The 21557-nt window shown below is 48.3% G+C and carries 19 protein-coding genes; 6 read left to right on the top strand and 13 right to left on the bottom strand.

Going from position 1 to position 21557, the window contains the following annotated elements; genetic code table 11:
• Position 1: 1 nt before the first annotated feature.
• The 4 genes from ligA to MHM94_RS11120 all read right to left on the bottom strand — a co-directional run bounded on the left by ligA (position 2) and on the right by MHM94_RS11120 (position 7030).
• Positions 2-2020, bottom strand: a complete 2019-nt coding sequence (ligA, locus tag MHM94_RS11135; RefSeq protein ID WP_235419950.1) for an NAD-dependent DNA ligase LigA — start codon at positions 2018-2020, stop codon at positions 2-4.
• Positions 2021-2083: 63 nt separating this feature from the next.
• On the bottom strand, positions 2084-2824 hold the full coding sequence (gene zipA / locus MHM94_RS11130) for a cell division protein ZipA (protein WP_138508924.1): 741 nt from the start codon (positions 2822-2824) through the stop codon (positions 2084-2086).
• A 30-nt stretch (positions 2825-2854) separates the two neighbouring features.
• Complete coding sequence (locus MHM94_RS11125; RefSeq protein WP_235419949.1) at positions 2855-6244, bottom strand: AAA family ATPase; 3390 nt, start codon at positions 6242-6244, stop codon at positions 2855-2857.
• Between the two features lie 42 nt (positions 6245-6286).
• Positions 6287-7030 (bottom strand): RNA methyltransferase, encoded by a 744-nt coding sequence (locus MHM94_RS11120; protein ID WP_130146576.1) that lies wholly within the window; start codon positions 7028-7030, stop codon positions 6287-6289.
• A 160-nt stretch (positions 7031-7190) separates the two neighbouring features.
• Here MHM94_RS11120 and MHM94_RS11115 point away from each other — a divergent pair, with 160 nt between their 5' ends.
• From MHM94_RS11115 to MHM94_RS11095, 5 genes are all read left to right on the top strand, one after another.
• Positions 7191-8300: a YjgN family protein gene (locus tag MHM94_RS11115; RefSeq protein ID WP_045979726.1), complete on the top strand. Its 1110-nt coding sequence runs from the start codon at positions 7191-7193 to the stop codon at positions 8298-8300.
• A gap of 3 nt (positions 8301-8303) precedes the next feature.
• The gene (locus tag MHM94_RS11110) at positions 8304-9317 is read left to right on the top strand and encodes a M48 family metallopeptidase (protein WP_235419948.1); all 1014 of its coding nucleotides are present in this window, start codon (positions 8304-8306) and stop codon (positions 9315-9317) included.
• Positions 9318-9328: 11 nt separating this feature from the next.
• A complete protein-coding gene (locus MHM94_RS11105; RefSeq protein WP_235419947.1) occupies positions 9329-11242 on the top strand; it encodes a hypothetical protein in 1914 nt (637 codons plus the stop codon).
• A gap of 118 nt (positions 11243-11360) precedes the next feature.
• Positions 11361-12092 (top strand): sulfate transporter CysZ, encoded by a 732-nt coding sequence (gene cysZ, locus MHM94_RS11100; RefSeq protein WP_022944702.1) that lies wholly within the window; start codon positions 11361-11363, stop codon positions 12090-12092.
• The gene (locus MHM94_RS11095; RefSeq protein ID WP_235419946.1) at positions 12089-12502 is read left to right on the top strand and encodes a VanZ family protein; all 414 of its coding nucleotides are present in this window, start codon (positions 12089-12091) and stop codon (positions 12500-12502) included. Before cysZ ends, MHM94_RS11095 begins: the two co-directional genes overlap by 4 nt.
• Positions 12503-12537: 35 nt before the next feature.
• On the opposite strand, the gene rlmM is transcribed toward MHM94_RS11095, so the two are convergent.
• The 4 genes from rlmM to MHM94_RS11075 are packed head-to-tail and all read right to left on the bottom strand — an operon-like array spanning position 12538 to position 15511.
• Positions 12538-13623, bottom strand: coding sequence for a 23S rRNA (cytidine(2498)-2'-O)-methyltransferase RlmM (gene rlmM / locus MHM94_RS11090; RefSeq protein WP_235419945.1), 1086 nt, complete (start codon positions 13621-13623; stop codon positions 12538-12540).
• Positions 13624-13632: 9 nt separating this feature from the next.
• Positions 13633-13998 (bottom strand): DUF423 domain-containing protein, encoded by a 366-nt coding sequence (locus MHM94_RS11085; RefSeq protein WP_022944699.1) that lies wholly within the window; start codon positions 13996-13998, stop codon positions 13633-13635.
• On the bottom strand, positions 13995-14612 hold the full coding sequence (locus tag MHM94_RS11080) for an alpha/beta fold hydrolase (protein ID WP_235419944.1): 618 nt from the start codon (positions 14610-14612) through the stop codon (positions 13995-13997). Before MHM94_RS11080 ends, MHM94_RS11085 begins: the two co-directional genes overlap by 4 nt.
• Positions 14612-15511, bottom strand: a complete 900-nt coding sequence (locus tag MHM94_RS11075) for a transcriptional regulator GcvA (protein WP_022944697.1) — start codon at positions 15509-15511, stop codon at positions 14612-14614. Before MHM94_RS11075 ends, MHM94_RS11080 begins: the two co-directional genes overlap by 1 nt.
• A 167-nt stretch (positions 15512-15678) precedes the next feature.
• On the opposite strand from MHM94_RS11075, the gene MHM94_RS11070 reads away from it, so the two are divergent.
• The gene (locus MHM94_RS11070; protein WP_235419943.1) at positions 15679-16566 is read left to right on the top strand and encodes a hypothetical protein; all 888 of its coding nucleotides are present in this window, start codon (positions 15679-15681) and stop codon (positions 16564-16566) included.
• 4 nt (positions 16567-16570) lie between these two features.
• Here MHM94_RS11070 and kdsA read toward each other — a convergent pair whose 3' ends face one another.
• The 5 genes from kdsA to MHM94_RS11045 all read right to left on the bottom strand — a co-directional run bounded on the left by kdsA (position 16571) and on the right by MHM94_RS11045 (position 21528).
• On the bottom strand, positions 16571-17428 hold the full coding sequence (kdsA, locus tag MHM94_RS11065) for a 3-deoxy-8-phosphooctulonate synthase (RefSeq protein WP_235419942.1): 858 nt from the start codon (positions 17426-17428) through the stop codon (positions 16571-16573).
• Positions 17429-17438: 10 nt separating this feature from the next.
• Positions 17439-18689, bottom strand: a complete 1251-nt coding sequence (locus MHM94_RS11060; RefSeq protein ID WP_022944694.1) for a DUF819 family protein — start codon at positions 18687-18689, stop codon at positions 17439-17441.
• Positions 18690-18703: 14 nt separating this feature from the next.
• Positions 18704-19507, bottom strand: coding sequence for a tetratricopeptide repeat protein (locus MHM94_RS11055; protein WP_022944693.1), 804 nt, complete (start codon positions 19505-19507; stop codon positions 18704-18706).
• Positions 19508-19603: 96 nt separating this feature from the next.
• Positions 19604-19978, bottom strand: coding sequence for a SirB2 family protein (locus MHM94_RS11050; protein WP_022944692.1), 375 nt, complete (start codon positions 19976-19978; stop codon positions 19604-19606).
• An 8-nt stretch (positions 19979-19986) separates the two neighbouring features.
• On the bottom strand, positions 19987-21528 hold the full coding sequence (locus tag MHM94_RS11045) for a response regulator (RefSeq protein ID WP_045979732.1): 1542 nt from the start codon (positions 21526-21528) through the stop codon (positions 19987-19989).
• Positions 21529-21557: the final 29 nt, after the last annotated feature.

The following is a 21557-nucleotide window of genomic DNA, read 5'->3' as shown; positions in this document are numbered from 1 at the left end:
ATTAACCGCCATGCTCGCTTAGCAATTCGAGCAGCGCCTCTTCTGAGAGCACATCCACTCCCAATTCTTGCGCTTTGGTTAGCTTCGAGCCCGCTTTTTCCCCAGCCACTAAGGCATGAGTTTTAGCCGATACGCTGCCCGCAACCTTCGCCCCTAATGCTTGTAATCTCGCTTTGGCGTCATTGCGACTTAGCTGGCTTAAGGTACCGGTGATCACATAGGTTAGACCATTGAGTGGTTGCTCGTTATCGGCTTTCACTTCAATGGCCGGCCAGTGCAGCCCCTGCTTTAGTAATTCCTCAACCACTTGCTGGTTTAGCGTCTCACTAAAGAAACTCACTATGTGTTTAGCCACCACTTCACCGACATCGCTGACCTCTTGTAAGCTTTCGACATCGGCCTGCATTAGCGCGTCGAGGCTGCGATAGTGCATGGCCAAGTTTTGTGCGGTGGCCTCTCCCACTTCACGGATCCCCAGCGCGTAAATAAACTTAGCCAAGGTAGTTTCTTTCGCCGCTTCAAGGGCACTGACTAGGTTGGCTGCAGATTTGGGCCCCATACGCTCAAGGCCCTCAAAATGACCCTGACGCAGTTGAAAAAGCTCTGCTGGCGTGTGGATTAATTCGCGCTCCACCAGTTGCTCAACAATTTTATCGCCGAGGCCATCGATATCCATGGCTTTGCGTGAGGCAAAGTGTTTAATGGCCTCTTTACGCTGTGCAGCACATACCAAACCACCGCTGCAACGCGCCACAGCCTCGCCCTCTATACGCTCAACGTGGGAATCACAGACTGGGCACTGCTGCGGAAAGACAATCTCCTTGGCATCTGCGGGGCGGCGCTCAAGCACCACTTGAGTTATTTGAGGGATCACATCACCAGCTCGGCGCACCACCACGGTATCACCAACTTTTACCCCTAAGCGGGCTATTTCATCACCATTGTGCAGTGTGGCGTTGGATACTGTCACCCCCCCTACGTACACCGGGTGCAAGCGGGCTACGGGGGTAATTGCCCCAGTACGACCCACTTGGAATTCCACATCCAGTAACTGGGTGATCTCTTCTTGCGCCGGAAATTTATAGGCAATAGCCCAGCGCGGCGCTCGGGCGACAAAGCCTAAACGTTGCTGATGAGCCTTACTATTCACTTTAATTACCACCCCATCAATTTCATATTTAAGCTCGCCTCGGCGGGTTAAAATGTCTTGATAGTAAGCAATCGCTTGCTCTGTGCCGTTGACAAGCTTGGTCTCCGGGCACAGCGGCAATCCCCAGTCTTTTAATTGGTGCAGCTGCTCATAGTGGCCGTCGGCCAAATCGGCCCCGGAAATTTGCCCCATCGAGTAGGCATAAAACATCAATGGCCGCTTAGCGGTAATTTTAGAGTCTAACTGACGCAGGCTTCCCGCTGCGGCATTGCGTGGATTGGCAAACACTTTGCCCTCGTTTTTTGTCGCCTCTTCGTTAAGGCGCGCAAAACCCGCTAAATCCATAAACACTTCGCCGCGCACTTCTAACTCTTGTGGGTAATCACCCCGCAGCTTTAGGGGAATATTACGAATGGTTTTAACGTTCTCGGTAATATTTTCACCAACTTGGCCGTCGCCGCGCGTTGCCGCTTGCACTAATACGCCATCGCGGTACAAAATCGACACCGCTAAACCGTCTAGCTTGGGCTCGCAGCAAAACGTCAGTGCTTGCGTGTCTGCCAAGCGGTCTTGAATACGCTTATTAAAGGCGTTGAATTCGCTCTCATCAAAGGCATTATCCAAGGATAACATCGGTACTTGGTGGGTGACTTGAGCAAACTTGCTCAGTGCTGTGCCGCCGACCTTTTGGCTGGGAGAATCAGGGCTAAGCAAATGTGGGTGTTCGTTTTCGAGCGCCTGTAACTCGCGCAGCAAACGATCATATTCGGCATCAGGAATGCTGGGGTTATCCAATACGTAGTAGTTGTAATTGTGCTCTTCTATCTCAAGGCGCAATTGTGCAATGCGTTGCTCTGGCGTGCTACTCATAAGTTCCTCATAAAAAAGCCACCGCATCAAGTGGGTGGCTGCTACTACTTACAGAATGTGGTATTAAGCGTATTCACGTACTTTTTCGACATATTCACGCACGGTGCTGACGCTCAGTGGCTGGCGGTTATGATCTAACAACTCAGCGCCAAACTCATCTGCCACTTTCTTCGCCGCGCTGTGCAACATATTAAAGGTGGCCATGGCTTCGCCATCGTTAGGCAAAGTCATAAATAAGCTCACGCCTGCAGTGCTGAACTGCTCCATATTGTCAACGTCAAAAGTGCCTGGGTTGTACATGTTAACCATACGGAACAACACTGGGCCCTGACCGCTGGCTTGCTCGTGACGGTGGAAAAAGCCATCGTCGGAATACTTAAACCCTAAGGTCAGCACTAAGGGTAATAACTTAGCTCCTTGCATTTGCAGCCCTTCAGGCATATGCACGTGAATGATCACAAAATCTTCTGCTGGCTGCTCGCTGTCACTGTTCGCTTCAGTTTCTTCATGCGCCGCTGCGGGCTCGTCATCAATGTTAATTTCGCCAATGCTTGGTTCATCGTCGATAGCACCAAAGCTGGGCTCGTCATGCTGCACTGATGTTGGCTCAGGTTCAGAACGACTCACCGTGTCTTGCGTGTTGTGCGGTTCATGGGGCTCTGCCTTTGGCTGTGGTTTAGCTTTAGCAGGTTTGTTCTCGACTGCTTGAGAGCGTTTGCGTACTGACCACAAGCCATGAACTAGCAAACCACCAATGACCACTGCACTGATTAAAATTAATACCCATCTGAGATTTTCGGCCATCCCCTCACCTTTATTCTGTGTTTGTTTAACTTAACTGGCTTGAGCCATTTCCATTGCTTGCTCAATATCCACCGCAACCATACGCGACACACCAGGCTCAGCCATGGTCACGCCGGTTAAACGCCCTGCCATCTCCATGGCTATTTTGTTATGACTTATATAAATAAACTGCACTGTTTGCGACATTTCCTCGACCAAACGACAAAAACGACCGACATTGGCATCATCCAGAGGTGCATCCACCTCATCAAGCATACAAAACGGGGCTGGATTGAGCCTGAATATTGAAAACACCAATGATAATGCGGTCAGCGCTTTTTCTCCACCACTTAGCAAATGGATCGTTGAATTTTTCTTGCCTGGCGGACGAGCCATGATAGCGACCCCGCTTTCCAGCAAATCATCGCTGGTTAATTCCAAATAGGCTGAGCCGCCGCCAAAGACCTTAGGGAACAACTCTTTGAGATCATCATTGATCTGATCAAAGGTACTTTTAAATTGCGCTTTGGTCTGGCGGTCAATTTTAGCAATCGCCGACTCTAAAATCTCCAAGGCATCGGTTAAATCTTGTAGCTGCTCATCAAGGTAAGCTTTGCGCTGCTTGGCACTGGCAAACTCATCAATCGCCGCCAAGTTAACAGCGCCAAGCGTGTCTAACTGCTTATCAATTTGCGCAAGCTGCGCTTGCCAGCGACCCACTGCGGCATCGTCATCAAGGCTTTCGAGCACCTCTTTGAGCGTGACTTTGAGCTCTTCTAATGGTGCTAGCGCCTGCTGCGCTTTCAGTGTCAGGGTTTGCTCCGCCAATAGCGCCTGCTGAATCTGCTCTTGCAACTGCTCACGCTGCTGCTCACCTTGGGCTAAGCGTGACTTATTTTGCTCATAGTTTTGCTGTACTGAATCAAGCTGATGGCGCAAATCAACCTGCTGCTCGCTCAGGCGCTCTTTTTCCTGCAACAAGGTTTCAATTTGCTCGGCCATTTGCTCAAGCGGCTGCTCCAGCGCTTGCTGCTGCGCCTGAGCCTGCTCCACTGTTAACGCCAAGCGGCTTAACTCATTGTCGATGTGTGCCAGCTTATTCTCACTGAGGGACAACTCACTTTGCTGACGCTCTGCGCTAAGACGCATATCTGCGACTCGAGCTTGATGCTCCCGCAACTGCTGCTCGCATTGGCGCAGGTGCTGTTGACCCTGCTCGTACTGACCCTGCAATTGCTCATTGTGCTGCTGCGCTTGTTCCAACAGTTCCTGTGCCTGCTGGAACTGCTCATCAGTAAGTGCATACTTATCTTGAAGCTCACGGTCTCGGGTCATCAACGCTTGTTGTTTTTCACTGAGGCGTTGTTGTTGCTGTTGCCATTGTTGTTGTTGCTCGCGCAATAATTCCAACCGGGTTTGCATGCTGGCATGGCTACGTGAAAGCTCATGCACTTGCTTCTTACTATTGTCCAGTTGCTGCGTATACTGCCCTCGCTCCTCATGCAGCTGTTGTAGATATTGCTCACTTTGTTGTTGCTGTCGCTGTGCACTCTCAAGCAGGCTATCAAGTTGCGCCAGTTGCTGACGCTTAGCTAAGATGCCTTGTTGTGCTTGCTCGTTTTCGAGCGCCCAATGACGACCGTGCAAAGTACCTTGACTGTCAACCACCGCAAACCAATAGTCATCTGCCAACAGCGTAATATCACCATTTTCGACATAGGCGATACGGTCAAGCAGGTCCGGGTACTCGCCTTGCTGGATAAACGCACTGACAGCCTCGGCTTTAACCTGGTGCTCGGTGGGCTGTAGCCAACTCCCCTGGCGCTGCTCAGTTAACTGCAAATGCTGTAACTGCATCAGTGCCGCCTCAATTATCGCTTCATAACCGCTTTGCACCTCGAGCTGAAACAATAGACTTTGCTGCTCTTGGTGCTGTGCGAGCAACTCCGCCATCGCTTGTTGTTTGGCACTCAGTTGACGCGCTTGATCTTGGTGTTGTTGATATTCGTTTTTGCCCTGTTGATAGGCCTGTTGCGCCGCAGTTAATTGCTTTTCGACACGCTGCTGCTCACTTTTGGCACTGGCTAACTGGGTGGTCAAGGTTTTGACCTCAGCTTCACTATCTTGCAGCTGTTGATTAATAGGTTGCTCGTGGTGCGCCTTGAGTTGCTCTTGCACCTCTTGCAGTTGCTCAGTGTTACTTCGTTGCTCCGCGCTCAGTGCGTGCAACTCATGCTGGCTTTGTTGGACTTGCCGCTGGTTTTGGTACAGCTGCTCACGCTGTTGATGTTGCTGGTTTTGCAGTTGCTCAAATTGTTCTTGCGCGACAAGGTGCTGCTCAGTTAACTGCTCTGCTTGTGCTTGCAATAATTCCAACTGTTCACGCACCTGCGCTAACTCTCGCTGCTTTTGCGCCACCGCGTCTTTTTGCTGGCGCTTATCAACCACCAGCGCTTGGTGCTTTTCATCACTTTGCTGCAATGTTGCATGCAACTGCTGCAGCTGCTGTTTGCTATGAATATGTTGCTGCTCGACTCGCGCCAACTGATTATCAGTTTGGAACTGCTGTTGCTGTGCAGCGGCTAAAGCGTGCTGGGTATCATCAACTTGCTGTTGATAGGCGCTGAGTACATCTTGCTCACCACTGTGTGCTTCTTTAATAAAGGTGAGCTGCTCTTTTAACTGCGCGAGTTGTTGCGATTTTTCCAGTTGCTGGGCATGCAGTTTTTGCCATTTCAACACCGCCAGTTCACTTTTTAGCTGTCGTTGCCGGGCTTTGAGTTCACGGTATTGTTGGGCTTGCTGCGCCTGAGTATCAAGTTTATCGAGTTGAGCTTGCAGTTCACTACGCACATCGAGCAAGCGCTCAAGGTTTTCGCGGGTGCTGCGAATGCGAGTCTGTGTCTCTCTGCGGCGCTCTTTGTATTTCGACACACCAGCGGCTTCTTCGATAAACACCCGCAGCTCATGAGGTTTACTTTCGATAAGCCGGGAAATCATCCCTTGCTCGATAATGGCGTAACTGCGCGGGCCCAAGCCAGTGCCAAGGAAAATATCGGTAATATCTCGCTTGCGACATTTACTGCCGTTGAGGTAATACAGGGATTGACCATCGCGGGTAACAACACGCTTAATGGCTACTTGGTTACGTGATGCCATAGTGCCGGGCAAACGCCCTTGGGTGTTATCAAAAATGAGTTCAACGGCGGCTTGGGAGACCGGCTTTCGGGTGGCTGCACCATTAAAAATAACGTCGCTCATCGCGTCGCCACGTAAATTCTTTGCCGAGCTTTCTCCTAACACCCAACGCACGGCATCAATCACATTCGATTTGCCACAGCCGTTAGGGCCGACGACACAGGTCATGGCGTCGGGAAAAGGTATTTTTGTTGCCTCGACGAAGGACTTAAACCCCGCCAGCTTAATGCTGCTTAAGCGCATTGATGCCCCAGTTATTATGATTTTATGTTTGGTGGCTGCGGCCTAACCGCTACAACGCTTTATATTATCTAAAATTATGCCACTGGCAATAGCCACATTCAGCGACTCTGCCCCGCCGTACCCGTTAATGGTAATTCGCTCTGAGATAGCTTGACCCACCGCCTCACTAATACCATGAGACTCACTGCCCATAACGAGCACTCCTTGCTGAGCAAATTCGACATGGTGCACGTTAGTGCCTCCTAGAAATGCACCGTAAACAGGTTTATCAAGCTGTTGCAGGTACTCAGGTAAATCAACTGTGGCGCACGACACACGCGTGAATGAACCCATAGTGGCACTGATCACCTTGGGGTTGTATGGATCGGCACAATTCGGTGAAAGTAAAATCTGCGAAAAGCCATACCAATCCGCTAAACGGATCAGGGTGCCTAAGTTGCCAGGGTCGCTAACACCATCAAGGGCCAATTGCCAAGGTGTTTCCTGAATAGTGACATCGCGCATAGGTGCAACAGCAATAACCTCGTTATTGGTCACCAGCGTACTGACTTTCGAGAGACTCCCCTCATCGCTTTGGTGAATATGGCGGGCATCGAGACGAGAGCCCAGCAGTTGGTGATGCTGCGCTAAAAAACTTTCGCTGGCAAAGACACTGTCAATATCATAGTCGCTTTGCAATAGCTCAAGGACGTTTTTCGCCCCTTGTACTAAAAACATATGATGTTGACGGCGATATTTCTTTTGCCCTAACTGGCGCAAATATTTTTGTTGGTTTTTGGACAGCATACAGTGCCTTCGTCATTCCCCTAGACAATAGTCGCGATTATACACATGCGCGAGCATAAAGCGGAGCCCTGATCAAAGGTTGCATTGCACAGGTTGCAATATTTTAAGCTTAACGCTAAATTAACGCTCTTAAATTTACTTAGGACTTATGGACGTTTAAATGGACTTAGATACTACCCCCACCCCATCCGCGCGCTCGCAAGAGTTTGAAGCCTACTCTCGCCGCGTAGAATTTTCCGGCTCCGGGAAAGAGTTTTTCTCAATTTGGATCGTTAACATCGTGCTCACGTTGTTGACGCTAGGCATATACTCCGCTTGGGCCAAAGTGCGCACTTATCGCTATTTTTATGGTCACACCCAGCTTGATGGTCACCGTTTTGATTACCTTGCATCGCCTATACAAATTTTAAAAGGCCGCATTCTCGCCTTTATTTTATTTGTTATTTATATGTTTTGTACTCAATTTGTGCCTATTCTCGGTGTTTTAGCGGTGTTCGGATTGCTATTTTTAATGCCGTGGATGGTCAATCAGGGCATGCGTTTTAATATGCGCATGAGTCGCTATCGCAATGTACGCTTTGCGTTTAAAGGTAACTATGGCGATGCATTTTTGAATTTTATCGTGTTGCCTATCGTAAGTGTATTCACGCTTTATTTGTTGCTGCCTTACGTACTCAAGCGCATTGATAAATACCTACATAGCGAAATTAGCTATGCCGATAAACCCATCACTGTGAACACCAAAGGCGGTGAGTATTACTTGGCTGTGATTTTGGCCTATGTTGCCTGTGCCATTGTCGGTGTAATAGTCATGACGATCGCTGGCGTATTTGGTTTGAGTTTACAAACCATGATGCTGGACCCTGAAGGGTTTGAACAATCGCTCACCGCCATTAGCGCAGTGGCATTAATCATCTTATTCGTTGTTGGCTATACCGCTATTTTTGCCGTTTACATGGGTGTGTATCAAACTCATGTTCGTAACCACTTGCTCAATAGCAGTGAGATCGAAGGTATCGCCAGTTTTAAATCCGACTTACGCATAGTGGATTACACCTTACTGACTCTCACCAATGCCCTTGCCGTGTTATGTACTCTCGGTTTAGCCATCCCGTGGGCAAAAGTACGCACTGCAAAAATGCTATGCCGAGCCACTGAGATCACCTTCTTATGCGATCCGCAAACACTGACTGACGCGCAAGGTGAGCAAAACTCATCATTTGCTGAAGAAGCAGCTGATTTCTTTGATGTTGACCTTTCATTAGGATAAGCCATGCAAGTAACGGGCGTTTATTACTTGCATAAGCAAAGCCAAAGTGTGCACGCCACGCTTTGGCTTTGTGATGCTGGTGTGCAACTGCTCAGTGATGATGAGCTCATCGCGCAGTTTGATGATTATCAGCAAGGGCAACAAATAACAGGCCTACCGGTGGAATTGACCTTTGCCGATGGCAGTCGCTTTGTGCCTCACGACGCTCAGCATCGCTGGCCGAGTGAGTCGCGCTGGGACAAAGCATTGGAAGCTATTGAGCGCCATAAGTTGGCCCTTTGCGCCTGTGTTTTGGCCGCTGCCTTACTGTGCTGGGCCTTATTTTTCAAAATTATTCCCAGCACCGCTGCAACGGTGGCTCGCGCCCTGCCTGAACCCATTGTCCATGCTGCCTCTGAACAAAGTTTCGAAGCGGTTAAATACCTTTACCTTGAACCCAGCGAACTGAGTGACGCGCGTAAACAGCATATTCGCACTCTGTGGCATAATCATATAAAGAAAATAGAGAATCCACCTTCGCATTTACAATTGCACTTTTTTAGCGCCCCGAAAATCGGAGCCAATGCCTTTGCTCTGCCCGATGGGCAAGTCGTGTTAACTGATGAGTTGGCCGACGCATTAAAAGAGAAGGACACCGCATTGCTGGCGGTGCTGTTGCATGAAATTGGTCATGTCGAGTATCAGCACGGTCTCACCTTAGCGGCGCAATCAGCGGGTGCCTCGGTATCGTTGGCGCTCTTATTTGGCGACTTGCAAGGGTTTGCTGAGATTATCATGGGCACCGGCTCGACGTTGCTACAACAGCAATTTTCCCGCGATATGGAGCGCCAAGCCGATGATTACGCATTACGCGAACTTAAACGCTTAGGCTATTCATCGAAAGCCTTTGCTGAGGCCATGGAAGCGCTCGCACAGGCTCATGAGTTGGACCCTCAGCAAGATTCGCAGTGGGAGTACTTATCTTCTCACCCTGCTATTTCTGAACGTATTGAACGGGCTCAACAAGCCCAAGAATAAAAGGAACCCTTATGGCGTATGATTTTGGTTCAAAAGGCTTAGGCATAACCAACCCCTTTAAAGCGGAGGGGTTAATTCGCTCCATCGGCGGCCTATGTATCGCCCTATTAGGCCTATATAGCCTTTTTAAAGTAACCACTCTCACCGAGCACAACTTGGTCGCGGCTTGGATCTACGCCGGCTTTGGCCTTGTGCTGTTGATTATGGGGTTACAGCGCTGTGGCAGCGGCTTGTTCCAGTTGTTTAAGTTTTTTGTTGGTCGTTCTGTGCCTAGCTCCTTGGCGCTAAACCTCACTAAAAGCGAGCAAGAAAATGCAGAGTTGGAGCGCCGAAAGGGATCGTTAGCCTACAGCGCAAAAACCCTAGAGTCGATGCTGATGGGCCGCAAAAACACCACGTTTAGCGAACCCAAAGGTTGGGTTGGCCGCTTGGTGCATTCGATTATGCCAAAGCTGGTGTTTTTACCTTATCCAATGCGTAATGTCGCACAAGAAATTGTCGCGGTGTTGTTGCAGACAGTACTCGCGCTTATTGCCTTCGCATTGACGTATTTTGTGTCTTCTTCTGGGCTTGCCGGTAAAGCGGGCCATATTATTATTCCTATTTTTTCAGCGCTTATTTTAGTCTACCTACTGCTATGTTGGCGCAGTGCAGCCAAGGCTGTCAGTCTTAAACGCGTTAAACAGCTCAAAGATGTGGGGGCTGCATCATTGGCAAAAGTCATCGCTTTTTCGGTGATTTTCCCGGTGGTCATCGGTCTTATTTATCACAATGTATTTGCTCCTTCAGCCCATGAATTGCAGCAATGGCAAAGTGTGACCGAGCAAGTCGTTAGCTTTTCTGCCTGGCCTAGCCTTATCACCTTATTGGCACTGGGTGCCATAGCCAGTGTCGCGCTGTTTTACTTGTTGACGACGAGAGCGCAGCAAAGCAACGCGCAAACGGAAGTGAGCGAATATCGCGCCAACTTACAAGAGTCGGTGCACCCTAATGAAATTTTTATCAACATTGAAAATATCGTGCTGGCCAATCGACGCTATCGAGAGATCCCCAACCGCACCTACATTGACTTTGATCCCACGTTGAATGAGCAGTCGCAGGGCAAAGGCGATTTTCGTGGTGAGCTGTTAATCGAAACTCAGCCTGAGTTCACGCCAACTCCAGCGCCGCAAGGGTTCAAAGCGACGCGCTTATTTAGCACCATCGCGGCGCAACTTTGCGTGGTCATCGGCGCCTGCTTGTTGTTTGCTTTGGCCGCAAAAGTTCAGGGCTTGTACGACTTTCTAGCCCAGTCATGGGACAACGTAGACAGCTTTGTGCGCAGTGCCGAACGAGGCGACGGTGCTGCAATGCAGCAGTGGCTTGGGCAGTTATCAGCATTGGTCGTAACGTTACTCAGTGGCTTTTTCTTCTGGCAAATATTCAGCACCATCGGACGTATGCTGGAGAACTTTAGCCATGTATTTTGGGCCGAGTTGCGCTTTAGTTCGCTGCTGCTGTATATGAAAACGGAAGGCACCTTTACCGAGTCTAAGATCTCCACCGGTATGTCCATTCACGATTCCACTCGCAGTGAAAATGTCATTGTTAAATCATCAATCACGCCGTGGATTGTTAGCTCGCGCATCCACACTAGCACCTTTGCCAGTAGTGGCAGCGACAATGTGGAAATGCCGCGCTATGTGATGACCATGGAGAAAAACGAGCAAGAGCTCAATACCATCGTTGATGAAATAGATGGCTTCTTAAAAGGCCGTGAGACCATCGCTGGTTTTTCCAATACAGCCGACCTCCAGCACGCAGAAAATATACTCAAGGTGAACCAAGCCTCGCGCGCCGAAGATGGCACGCCTAAGCTGAGCGATGATAAAGCGGGCGGCTTTCGTGAACGCCAAGACACCCAGCAACTAGAAGAAAATAAATAATGGCTATGGCCCAACTCAAGTTGGGCCTTTTTGCAACAAAGCATGAATAGAGTCTGTTAATTGTTTACGCCTTAGTTATACTGCGGAACCATCGAGATCCAAATAGTAGAGGTATGCCATGCAGTTAGGTCGTGGTTTTGAATACTTTTTTAGTGGCTTTACGCTGATCACCCAAAAAGGCCTAAAGCGCTTCGTTCTTATCCCGCTGTTGATCAACTTAGTGATTTTCGGCACGTCTTTATTCTTTATCTATGGCTGGCTCACCGATGCGTTTGCCTGGCTCAATGCACAGTTGCCGGAATGGCTGACTTGGCTGGAATTTATTTTATGGCCATTGGCTATATTGGTGCTGCTATTTAGCTACTCTATGGTGTTCACGGTGATCACTAACTTTATTGCCGCACCGTTCAACGGCATTCTCTCGGAAAAAGTGGAGATGCACTTAACCGGGCAACGCATTAACGATGATGGCTTGCTCGATACCATGCGCGATGTGCCACGTATGCTTGGGCGAGAGTGGACTAAGCTATGCTACTACTTACCTCGCGCCCTTGGCTTTTTCATCCTCATGTGGTTTTTACCGGTGATCGGACAGATCATTTGGGCCCTGTTCACCTGTTGGATGTTTGCGGTGCAATATAAAGACTATGCGTTTGATAATCACAAGGTCAGCTTCAAGGATATGAAACGCGACCTTAAAGCCCACCAAGGCTTGTCTTACGGCTTTGGTGCCGGAGTGATGATATGTGCTGCGGTGCCTATTTTAAATATGATCATCATGCCTGTGGCGGTCTGTGGTGCCACGAAATTATGGGTAGAAAATTATCGCAGCCAGTATCGTAACTTGTGATAAAGCCGAACTTCACTGCTGTATTTGTTGTTGCGGCAATAGCCTTTGCCGCATTCTTGGGCTGGATTATTTATTTGGCCAATAGCGGCCAAAACAGCCTTTTCTTCCAATGGGTCGCAGCGATACCTTACGGCGACAAACTTGGCCACTTTGTGCTTTTTGCGACTTTTACACTGTTAGCTACGCTTGCGCTCGGCGCGAGAGCAATGCCGCTTTACGGTAAAGTGAAGGTGTATTGGGGCGCTCTTTTGGTGTTTGCATTTGCGCTGATTGAAGAGATAAGCCAAGCGTTTATTGCCACGCGTACATTTGATTTAGTCGATTTAAGCGCCGATTTACTCGGTATTATTGCCGCTAGTATGGTGCTGGCATGGGTATTGAAGCGACAGGCACAACCAACCGAGAGATAAAGATTAAAGCCGGGTTATTGCCCGGCTTTTGTTGACTAGCTATAGACGTTTTGCGGTACGCGCAGCACCTGTACATGCACCGTCACCTCTTCGCGGTCATGGTATAAGTGCTTAGCCTGTAAGTTAAACTTCACTCCATACTCGCGCAACTCTTGTTCAATGCGCTGCATATTTTCATATACACAGTCAAAGCGTTTCTTCATTGGCAGTTTCAAGTTAAAGATGAGCTCTTTGGCGAAGCCATTCACCGCCCAATCAATCATAAGCTCGGTAACACGGCTGGGTTTTTCTACCATGTCACATACTAACCAATCGATGTTGCGACGCTCTGGGCGGAACTTAAAGCCATCCTCGCGGTAATGCTTCACTTGTCCGCTTTCCATTAACGCTTGGTCCATAGGGCCATTATCAATAGCTTGCACAAACATTCCTCGGTGCACTAATTGATATGTCCAGCCGCCAGGACAGGCGCCTAAATCGACCGCTTTCATTCCGGAGCGCACCCTGTCTTCTTGTTCGTCTTCTGGGACGAACACCATAAAGGCCTCGTCTAGTTTCAACGTTGAACGGCTCGGTGCATCTTTCGGATAACGTAAACGGGGGATCCCCATATACAGTGCTGAATTATTAAAACTAAACGAATAGCCCACATAAGCTGTGTCACTGGCGATAAATAACACGTGTAATATCGGTCGGTTTTTCACTTGCTGGCGCAGTAAGGTTTCTTGTTTCTCTAACCCTTTCGCCAGTGGCGTGCTAATTTTTTTACAAAACTTAGAGAGCTCTTTGCCGTCGTTGGTGTCACAGGTTTCCACGCGCAGTTCGCCACATAATGGAAACTCCTTGGCCGCTTCACATAAGCTGGTAACACGGTCATCGATAGGCATACGCGCTATTTGCTTGCCGACAAACCATTGCCGAGCAAACACCATATCTTTAAATGGAATTTTCTTAAGCAGGTATTCCGCTTCATCATGGCTGTAGCAGTGATACACCACCAATGCCGAGTTTGGCTTGGCTTTTACATAGCCGCCGACGCCATGTTGACTGGCATGGTGGGTGATTTCTGCGGCGGCATCATTTTCGAAACCAGCGCGACAATAAATAACAATACAGGACATGGTGGTGACTTATTTCATTTGTAACAGTTTAATGATCATGGCGGCCCAAGCGATAATAAAGCACAGACCCCCGATCGGAGTAATCGGCCCAAACCACTTGATACTTGTTAGGGCTAAGGCATACAAGCTGCCACTAAAGAGCACAATGCCGGCGATCATAAAGTAGCCGCTAATGGTAAGGTTGACACCAAACTTGGCCAATATGCCGAGCAAAATCAACCCTAGGGCATGATACATTTGGTATTCAACACCGGTTTGGAAAACGCCAATCGCGTACTCCGATAAGCGACTTTTCAAGCCATGGGCAGCAAAGGCGCCAAGTATAACACTGAGCCCCGCGAAAAGCGCTCCACTAATAAGAAATAACTGACTCATAAATGCTCCTTGATAAAGCTCACGGCGAGCTCCGCTGCCTTTTGCCATTGCTGTTGTTGGGTAAAGCCACTTTTTTTGCGCGGCACCAAAGAATGATCGCCATCTTCTAACCAATGGAGCTGAGCGGGACGTGTATCGACAAGCTCGAGCAACTCTGATTGCTTGCCAAAAGTGTCGCGCTCTCCTTGCAGCACACAAAAAGGTACTTTGATATCGGCGAAATGAGCGACGCGCAGTTTGTCTTTTTTTCCTGGCGGGTGGAACGGATACCCGAAGGCAATCACGCCTTGGACATCACTTGGGTGCTCAGCAACCAACATACTAGCCATGCGCCCGCCCATGGATTTGCCGCCAATAAACAGCGGCAAACCTGCGCGACGCTGCTCAAGGTGTTCGTTAAAGCTGGCTAACAGCTTATCGGCTTTTTCCGGTGGTCGACGTTTGTTCTCTTGCTTAGCACGCTGCATGTATGGAAAATCGAATAACCCCACGCTCACACCCAAAGCGGCCATGTTCGCTGCCATTTGCTGCATAAAGTCACTGTCACTGCCTGCCCCTGCACCGTGGGCAAAAATAAACTGAGCAATCGGTGATTGCGCTTCAATCCACTGCATTAAAGCTGCTCCTGTTCTTTTTCCACTAACCCTAGCATCCACTCTTTAAATGAGACGATTTTACCGAGCTCCGATTGCGACTCGCGAAAGACTAGGTAGTAAGCGTTTTTACTTTCTAAAGTATGATTAAACGGCACAATTAATCGCCCCGCATCAATTTCTGGTTTCGCCAGCACCAAGTTGCCAAGCGCCACACCTTGACCGTGGGCAGCAGCCTGCATCGCCATCGACGAGTGCGAGAATATCGGCCCTTGGTTAACTTGCACATTGCGTACTCCAGCGGTTTTCATCCATAACTTCCATGGTCGGCGCGTGGTATCGTGCAACAGTGTGTGGTACTGCAAATCTTGTGGCTCGTTCAGCGGCTTAGGGCCGTTCAATAGCATAGGGCTACACAAAGGCACCAAGTATTCGGTGTGCAACTTATGAGTTTCCACGCCACTCCAATGACCGCGACCATAATAGATAGCAATATCAACATCATCTTGAAGTGAATTGTCGTCCTGGTCTTGCGCTTTAATACGCACATCGATCTCTGGGTGTAACTCGTTAAACAAACTTAACCGAGGCACCAACCACTGAATCGCAAAGCTTGGAGTCAGGCTCACCGTTAACGACCCTTTGGCTCCACGCGCTAACAGTTTTTCTGTAGCATCCACTAATTGTGCAAAAATTTCTTTAATATCGAGAAAGTACCCTTGCCCCTCTTCAGTTAATAGCAAGGAGCGATTTTTTCGCAAAAATAATTTCAACCCTAAATGCTCTTCTAGGGTTTTGATCTGATGGCTTACGGCTGCTTGAGTTACATACAGCTCTTCTGCTGCTTTGGTAAAGCTTAAGTGCCTTGCCGCTGCTTCAAAAGCCTTTAGAGAATTTAGAGGGGGGAGTCGCCGAGCCATAACTAACGATTAGTTTTTTTTATGTGGGTAAAGTATAACATTAGATTAGGTGCAGACAATAAACTTGATAAAAGACAGATTAAGAACACGGCCCAAAATCACTGCTCGGTAAAGCAACAGAACGTCTCCCTCTAGACTAATAAGTAAAAACGTCATAATCTGCTTTTATGAAGTTTCTATATTTGCTACTAAGTGTTGCTTTTCCAGCTTTTGCCAATGACTACGATGTGACTTGGTTACGCATTAATGCGCCACCATTTTCCATGCCCGCCAGCAGCTCTGATTCAGGCATTTGCGATGATATCGTTGATGAGATTATCGCCCGGACTCCGGATTTAAAACATGACTCCATTCATTTACCGCAAATGCGCTTGAAGGGGTATTTTGAACTAGGCAAAAATGTATGTGTGCCCTGCCTAATCAAACGCGACAATCATCCTTTAGTGACATTCTCTACGCGCACCAGCGTTTATCCGCCAATGGGTATCGTCACCACAGCACAGAAACAGCGCTCTATAACCGAAAAACATGGCAGCCCCGTGCGCCTTTATTCGCTCTTAAACGATAAAGGTTTGCGCTATGGACAAGGTGCCGGACGGAAATACAGCCCATGGATTGAGCAAATCAAATCGCGAGTACAAAATAATCAAGCGGTAACGCTTAATTACCGTGGTGCCGATCAGGCCTCGGTGTTAGGCGATATGTTAGTCAACGAACGCATCGACTTCGGCATCGACTACCCCTTTATCGCCACTTACTACAACCGTCATCATGACGCTCAGCTTGTCACTTTACCCATAGCCAATAACCAAGAAAGCCTCGTGTTTGGTGCCATCGGCTGTGCCAAGCGCGCTGATAATGACTTTGCTACGACCTTTATCAACCGTATTAACCCTATTATCCGCGACCATATTTTACCCAGTGAGTCGTACCGGCAACACCAAAGTAGTTGGTTAAGTGAATACTTCGACAATTTTGCTCAAGTATATGAAAAACACTTATTAACAAAAAAGCCAGCGCAACACGCTGGCTCTGAAAAGCGCGATACAAATTAAGATATTAGCCTAAATCGCTGGCACTGGTATCAAGCGCCGGGAAGCTCTTTACCAAATCATCAATGGCTTTCATTTGTGTCAGGTACCCTTCCAGTTTCGCCAGTGGCAGTGCACATGGGCCATCACATTTAGCTTCGTTAGGATTTGGGTGAGCTTCAATGAATAGTCCAGCAATGCCAAGAGCCATACCACTGCGCGCCAATTCAGCCGCTTGAGCACGGCGACCGTCGGCACTGTCACTGCGTCCACCCGGGCGTTGTAGCGCATGAGTGGCATCAAAAATAACCGGTGCCATGGCTTTCATATCATCCATGCCGAGCATATCAACCACTAAGTTGTTATAGCCGAAACTAGTTCCTCGCTCACACAAAGCCACTTGCTCGTTACCCGCTTCGGCAAACTTATTGATGATATGGCGCATCTCATGAGGGGCTAAAAACTGTGGCTTTTTGACGTTTACTACGTTGCCAGTTTTCGCCATGGCCGTTACCAAATCCGTCTGCCGTGCTAAAAATGCCGGGAGCTGAATAACATCCACGACCTCAGCAACAGGGGCAGCCTGATAGGGTTCATGCACATCGGTAATCAATGGAATATCAAAAGTACGCTTAATCTCTTCAAAAATCCTCAGCCCTTCTTCCATACCCGGACCACGATATGAGGAAATAGACGACCGATTTGCTTTGTCAAAAGAGGCCTTAAATACATAAGGAATATTGAGTTTATTCGTGACCTCCACATAGTGCTCTGCGATACGCATCGCCAAATCGCGAGATTCGAGTACGTTCATACCACCAAACAGCACAAAGGGGTTTTTGTTTGCCAACTCAATGGCACCGATAGTTAACTTTTCAATCGTCATTGTCATTTCCTTAAGGGGCGACTGATTGCATAATCAAGCCACAAATATAAGCCATGTAAGTACCCACACCGTAACCTAACACCGCCAGTAGTACGCCCACAGGAGCCAAGGAGGGGTGAAAGGCTGATGCCACCACCGGCGCTGATGCGGCGCCACCGACATTGGCTTGCGAACCCACCGCCATGTAGAACAACGGCGCTTTGATCAGTTTGGCGACAATCAGCATCAAGCTGGCATGGGTAAGCATCCAAATAGCACCCACTACGAAATACAACGGGCTGTCTAAAATGGCGGTAATATTCATGTGTAAGCCGATGGATGCAACCAAAATATAGAGGAAGCTTGAGGCCACCTTTGACGCTCCAAAAGCCTCAATATGGCGTACCCGAGTAAAAGACAAACTAATGCCTATGGTAGTCGAAATAACGATGAGCCAGAAAAACTTACTATTTAGGCTGTATTCCTGAGCCCATGCAAATTGGTCAAAGTACGGGGCTAACAGATCACCGCAAAAATGAGCAAAACCGGTAATACCAAACGCGATGGCGATAATGGTCATGTAGTCATTCAGTGTGGGCATACGCGCATGCTCAGCATGGTAAGCTTCGACCCGCTTTTTCAAATCCTCAATGGCAGTGGTGTCGGCACCCGTTTTCGCATCTATGGCTTTGTGATTACCGGCCATTAGCAACAGTACCGCCATCCATAGATTGGCAACAATCACATCCACAGTCACCATTGCCGAGAAAATATCGCCGCCAACCTCAAACATCTCTTTCATTGATGCTTGGTTAGCTCCGCCACCAATCCAGCTGCCGGCAATTGTCGTCATTCCCCGCCATACGGCATCAGGGCCATGACCGCCAACCGCTTCAGGATAGATGGCACTCATCACTAAAATAGCTAAAGGCCCGCCAATCACAATGCCCACGGTGCCGGTTAAAAACATAATCAGCGCCTTAGGGCCGAGATTAATAATCGCTCTTAAATCTATGCTAATGGTCAATAATATTAAACATGCAGGTAGCAAAAACCGCGAAGCAACGTAGTAAACATTGGAACTGTGGCCGTCAACGATGCCAAAAGTATTAAGCAACGACGGTAAAAAATAGCACAGTAAAAGCGCGGGAACATACTTATAAAACTTTTGCCAGAAACGATGCTGGCTATGTGCCGTTTTAAATATAACGCCGAGGATCACGGCGAGCATACCCATCACCACCGCATCGTTGGTGATCAGTGCCTCATGAGGTTGAGCCATAAAAAATCCTTACCCTAATGGAGTGTGTTGTTATTGTTATCCAGCTCGTCAATTTGATGACGGACTAGCTCAATGGCTGGGTCGTCGGGACATTCATCGACAAAAAAACGTAAATCAGCCTTGGCCAGTTCTGGTCGGTCAATTTGGTTAAGCAAGTACCCTCTGTCGCGCCGCTCATAGGGATCATCACCGAGTAGTTCAATCAGTAATTCCACACAGGCAAGCGCATCGCCAAAACGCTCAGCACCGATAAACGCCCATTTTTGATGTGCCAGATACAGCTTATATGCCTCTTCATCGAACACCATCTCAGGTAATGTCTCATTATCAGTTTCCGCGTTTTCAGGCTGCAAATGCCATATCTGTTGCCCAGAGGCGGGTTCTATGAGGTAGTATTCCTGTGCACTAAACGATACCTGCACCATAACACTTTGATCAATCAGTGCAATATCGGCGTTAAAGCGACAATGTTCTAAAATGGCTTGCAGTACAATCGCCAATGATAGGCTGTTACCTGTGCGGTATAGCAAGGTAAAATAAACACTGTTTAGGCGATACTCTGGCATCTCTTGTTGCGTGCCACTGAAGCTCCAGTCACTGTAAAAACAATCAACGATAGCATCAAGCGCTTGGTGTTTATCGCTGTAACGCGCATACACCTCGCTGGCGGCTTGTTGTAACTGTTTGAGTTGAGCAAAGGCATCGTCAACATTAGCTTGTGCATGCCACCGAGCTTCAGCTTGAATACACTGAGTGATGGCACTGACACTGTAGCTGTGCTCTAGATCGAATTGGTCATCTAACCACACATCAGACATAGAATAGGGTACATCTCACGAGCTAAAAAAACTGAGCGCTAGTTTACCTAGGATCGTGAAGATATACCAATTTCGGCAGTTTTTAGTGGTTAATTGTTAGCTAAAGAAGCCAGATTTCGACCCAGCCAAGTAGCCAATCGCTAAAAGCACGAGAGTATTAACCCCTAACCATAACCATTTTTGGCCTTGTGTAGGCGCTTTTAGCAACTTAAAACCGATAACAATGTAAGCGACCACTAAAATAATTTTTTGCCATAGCCATGGCACTGCAAGGGGGTTGATACTGGCCACCACAAGCAGCGCAATCGCACTCAGTAGCAGCAAGGTGTCAACAATATGGCTGGATATAAATACTGCTTTATTCGCAGCAATTTTACCACCACCGATACGTGAGAAAGCGCGGGTGTAAAAAAGCACCACACTCAAGACTACAAACAACACATGGGTGTGTTTTAGCGCAATATAATCCATACCATTCCTTAATCTGGGTAGCGCGCTAGAATTGTTTCTAGCGTGTCTAGTTTTTCAATAAATACATCTACGAGCTTGGGCTCAAACTGGGTCCCGCGTAAGCGTTGAATTTCTTCCACGACTTCGGCTTTACCCCAAGGTTCTTTGTAACTGCGCCGATGACGTAAGGCATCATAGACATCTGCCAACGCCACTATGCGGCCAAACACGTGAATATCTTGGCCTTTTTTACCTTGTGGATAGCCACTGCCATCCCACCACTCATGATGCTCTTGAGCAATCGTGGCTCCTGCTTGTACTAAGGGCCGTTTAGAATTAGCTAAAATAGTGTAACCTTTTTGCGCATGCTGTTTCATCACCTGCCATTCGTTCTCATCGAGCTTCCCTGGCTTGTGTAAAATAGCGTCAGGCACGCCCACTTTGCCGACATCATGCAGAGGAGACGCACTGCGCACCAGTTCACACTCTTGCTCACTCAACCCCAAGCCCCGCGCCAACTCATAGCAGATATGCGACACCCGGCGAACGTGATTGCCTGTCTCGTTACTGCGCTGCTCTAACGCCTCGCTTAAGCGCCACACCAGCTCCTGCTGAGTGTCTTCTATTTCCGATTGCAGCTGTACATTTTCATACGCAATTTGCACGTTCTGAGCAAAGATTTCAATTAAGTGTCGTTGCGTGGTAGTCAGGTTTTTAGGCACTCCGGAGATATAAAGCAAGGCGCTGTTATTGTATTGGCTAGAGCAATGGGCAAACAGATAATCGTCTTTATAAATAATGGTTTTTTCATTGAGCGCTTGTGTACAGGCGCTAAACTGCTCTGCACTGAGGACTTGATCTAGAGATTTACCCTCACTTTGTTCAAACTCCCCCTGACCGGCAAAAACCACTAAGTTTTTCGCGTCCTTTTGCTCACTGCTGGCAACTAAAGAGGTCGCATACATGGCCTTATCAACTGAGCCGAGTAAGGAAGTGAGCTGCTGAATGACTCCGTGAATAAAGGTTTCCATGGAGTGTGAAGCAAATATATCTCGCGAAGCAGTGATAATTTTTTCCAGTCCCTGGCGCGATTGCTCGATGGCTAAAATGTCACGATACGAGCGCAGGCTGGACATCACTACGGTGAACAGCTTTTGCGCTGTCAGTTCAGTTTTCGACTTGTAATCGTTGATATCGTAATTAACGATTACTTGGCGCTCTGGCGCCTGGCCAGGCTGACCTGTTCTGAGAATAATACGCACATGATGGTTTTTGGCTTCATGGCGGATGTACTCTGCAACCTTCAAGCCGGCATCATCGGTTTCCATAACCACATCGAGTAGCACAATGGCTGCATCTGGGTGCTGATTAATTAGCTGCTTCGCTTCGCTGCCTGAGTAGGCACTGATAAACTCCAGCCGTTTTTCTTGGAACTCGAAATCACTAAGCGCGAGTTTCGTCACAGCATGGACTTCTGGTTCATCATCAACAATAAGGATTTTCCAAGTTCCAAGGCTATCTTGCTCGACTTCTTCAATTTCCTCATCACTGAATAAAAAGTCTTCGGACATGTTAGTTCCTTTTAAAAATCAACGACCAA

The organism is Pseudoalteromonas sp. CNAT2-18.1 (assembly GCF_022347865.1).
Taxonomy (GTDB): Bacteria; Pseudomonadota; Gammaproteobacteria; order Enterobacterales; family Alteromonadaceae; genus Pseudoalteromonas; species Pseudoalteromonas ruthenica.
This window is presented reverse-complemented; position numbering and strand designations above follow the sequence as displayed.

What these genes read in the sequence shown, in the direction of transcription:
- ligA (WP_235419950.1), bottom strand. Translation starts at nt 2,020, where the DNA reads ATGAGTAGCACGCCAGAGCAACGCATTGCACAATTGCGCCTTGAGATA.
- zipA (WP_138508924.1), bottom strand. Translation starts at nt 2,824, where the DNA reads ATGGCCGAAAATCTCAGATGGGTATTAATTTTAATCAGTGCAGTGGTC.
- MHM94_RS11125 (WP_235419949.1), bottom strand. Translation starts at nt 6,244, where the DNA reads ATGCGCTTAAGCAGCATTAAGCTGGCGGGGTTTAAGTCCTTCGTCGAG.
- MHM94_RS11120 (WP_130146576.1), bottom strand. Translation starts at nt 7,030, where the DNA reads ATGCTGTCCAAAAACCAACAAAAATATTTGCGCCAGTTAGGGCAAAAG.
- MHM94_RS11115 (WP_045979726.1), top strand. Translation starts at nt 7,191, where the DNA reads ATGGACTTAGATACTACCCCCACCCCATCCGCGCGCTCGCAAGAGTTT.
- MHM94_RS11110 (WP_235419948.1), top strand. Translation starts at nt 8,304, where the DNA reads ATGCAAGTAACGGGCGTTTATTACTTGCATAAGCAAAGCCAAAGTGTG.
- MHM94_RS11105 (WP_235419947.1), top strand. Translation starts at nt 9,329, where the DNA reads ATGGCGTATGATTTTGGTTCAAAAGGCTTAGGCATAACCAACCCCTTT.
- cysZ (WP_022944702.1), top strand. Translation starts at nt 11,361, where the DNA reads ATGCAGTTAGGTCGTGGTTTTGAATACTTTTTTAGTGGCTTTACGCTG.
- rlmM (WP_235419945.1), bottom strand. Translation starts at nt 13,623, where the DNA reads ATGTCCTGTATTGTTATTTATTGTCGCGCTGGTTTCGAAAATGATGCC.
- MHM94_RS11085 (WP_022944699.1), bottom strand. Translation starts at nt 13,998, where the DNA reads ATGAGTCAGTTATTTCTTATTAGTGGAGCGCTTTTCGCGGGGCTCAGT.
- MHM94_RS11080 (WP_235419944.1), bottom strand. Translation starts at nt 14,612, where the DNA reads ATGCAGTGGATTGAAGCGCAATCACCGATTGCTCAGTTTATTTTTGCC.
- MHM94_RS11075 (WP_022944697.1), bottom strand. Translation starts at nt 15,511, where the DNA reads ATGGCTCGGCGACTCCCCCCTCTAAATTCTCTAAAGGCTTTTGAAGCA.
- MHM94_RS11070 (WP_235419943.1), top strand. Translation starts at nt 15,679, where the DNA reads ATGAAGTTTCTATATTTGCTACTAAGTGTTGCTTTTCCAGCTTTTGCC.
- kdsA (WP_235419942.1), bottom strand. Translation starts at nt 17,428, where the DNA reads ATGACGATTGAAAAGTTAACTATCGGTGCCATTGAGTTGGCAAACAAA.
- MHM94_RS11060 (WP_022944694.1), bottom strand. Translation starts at nt 18,689, where the DNA reads ATGGCTCAACCTCATGAGGCACTGATCACCAACGATGCGGTGGTGATG.
- MHM94_RS11055 (WP_022944693.1), bottom strand. Translation starts at nt 19,507, where the DNA reads ATGTCTGATGTGTGGTTAGATGACCAATTCGATCTAGAGCACAGCTAC.
- MHM94_RS11050 (WP_022944692.1), bottom strand. Translation starts at nt 19,978, where the DNA reads ATGGATTATATTGCGCTAAAACACACCCATGTGTTGTTTGTAGTCTTG.
- MHM94_RS11045 (WP_045979732.1), bottom strand. Translation starts at nt 21,528, where the DNA reads ATGTCCGAAGACTTTTTATTCAGTGATGAGGAAATTGAAGAAGTCGAG.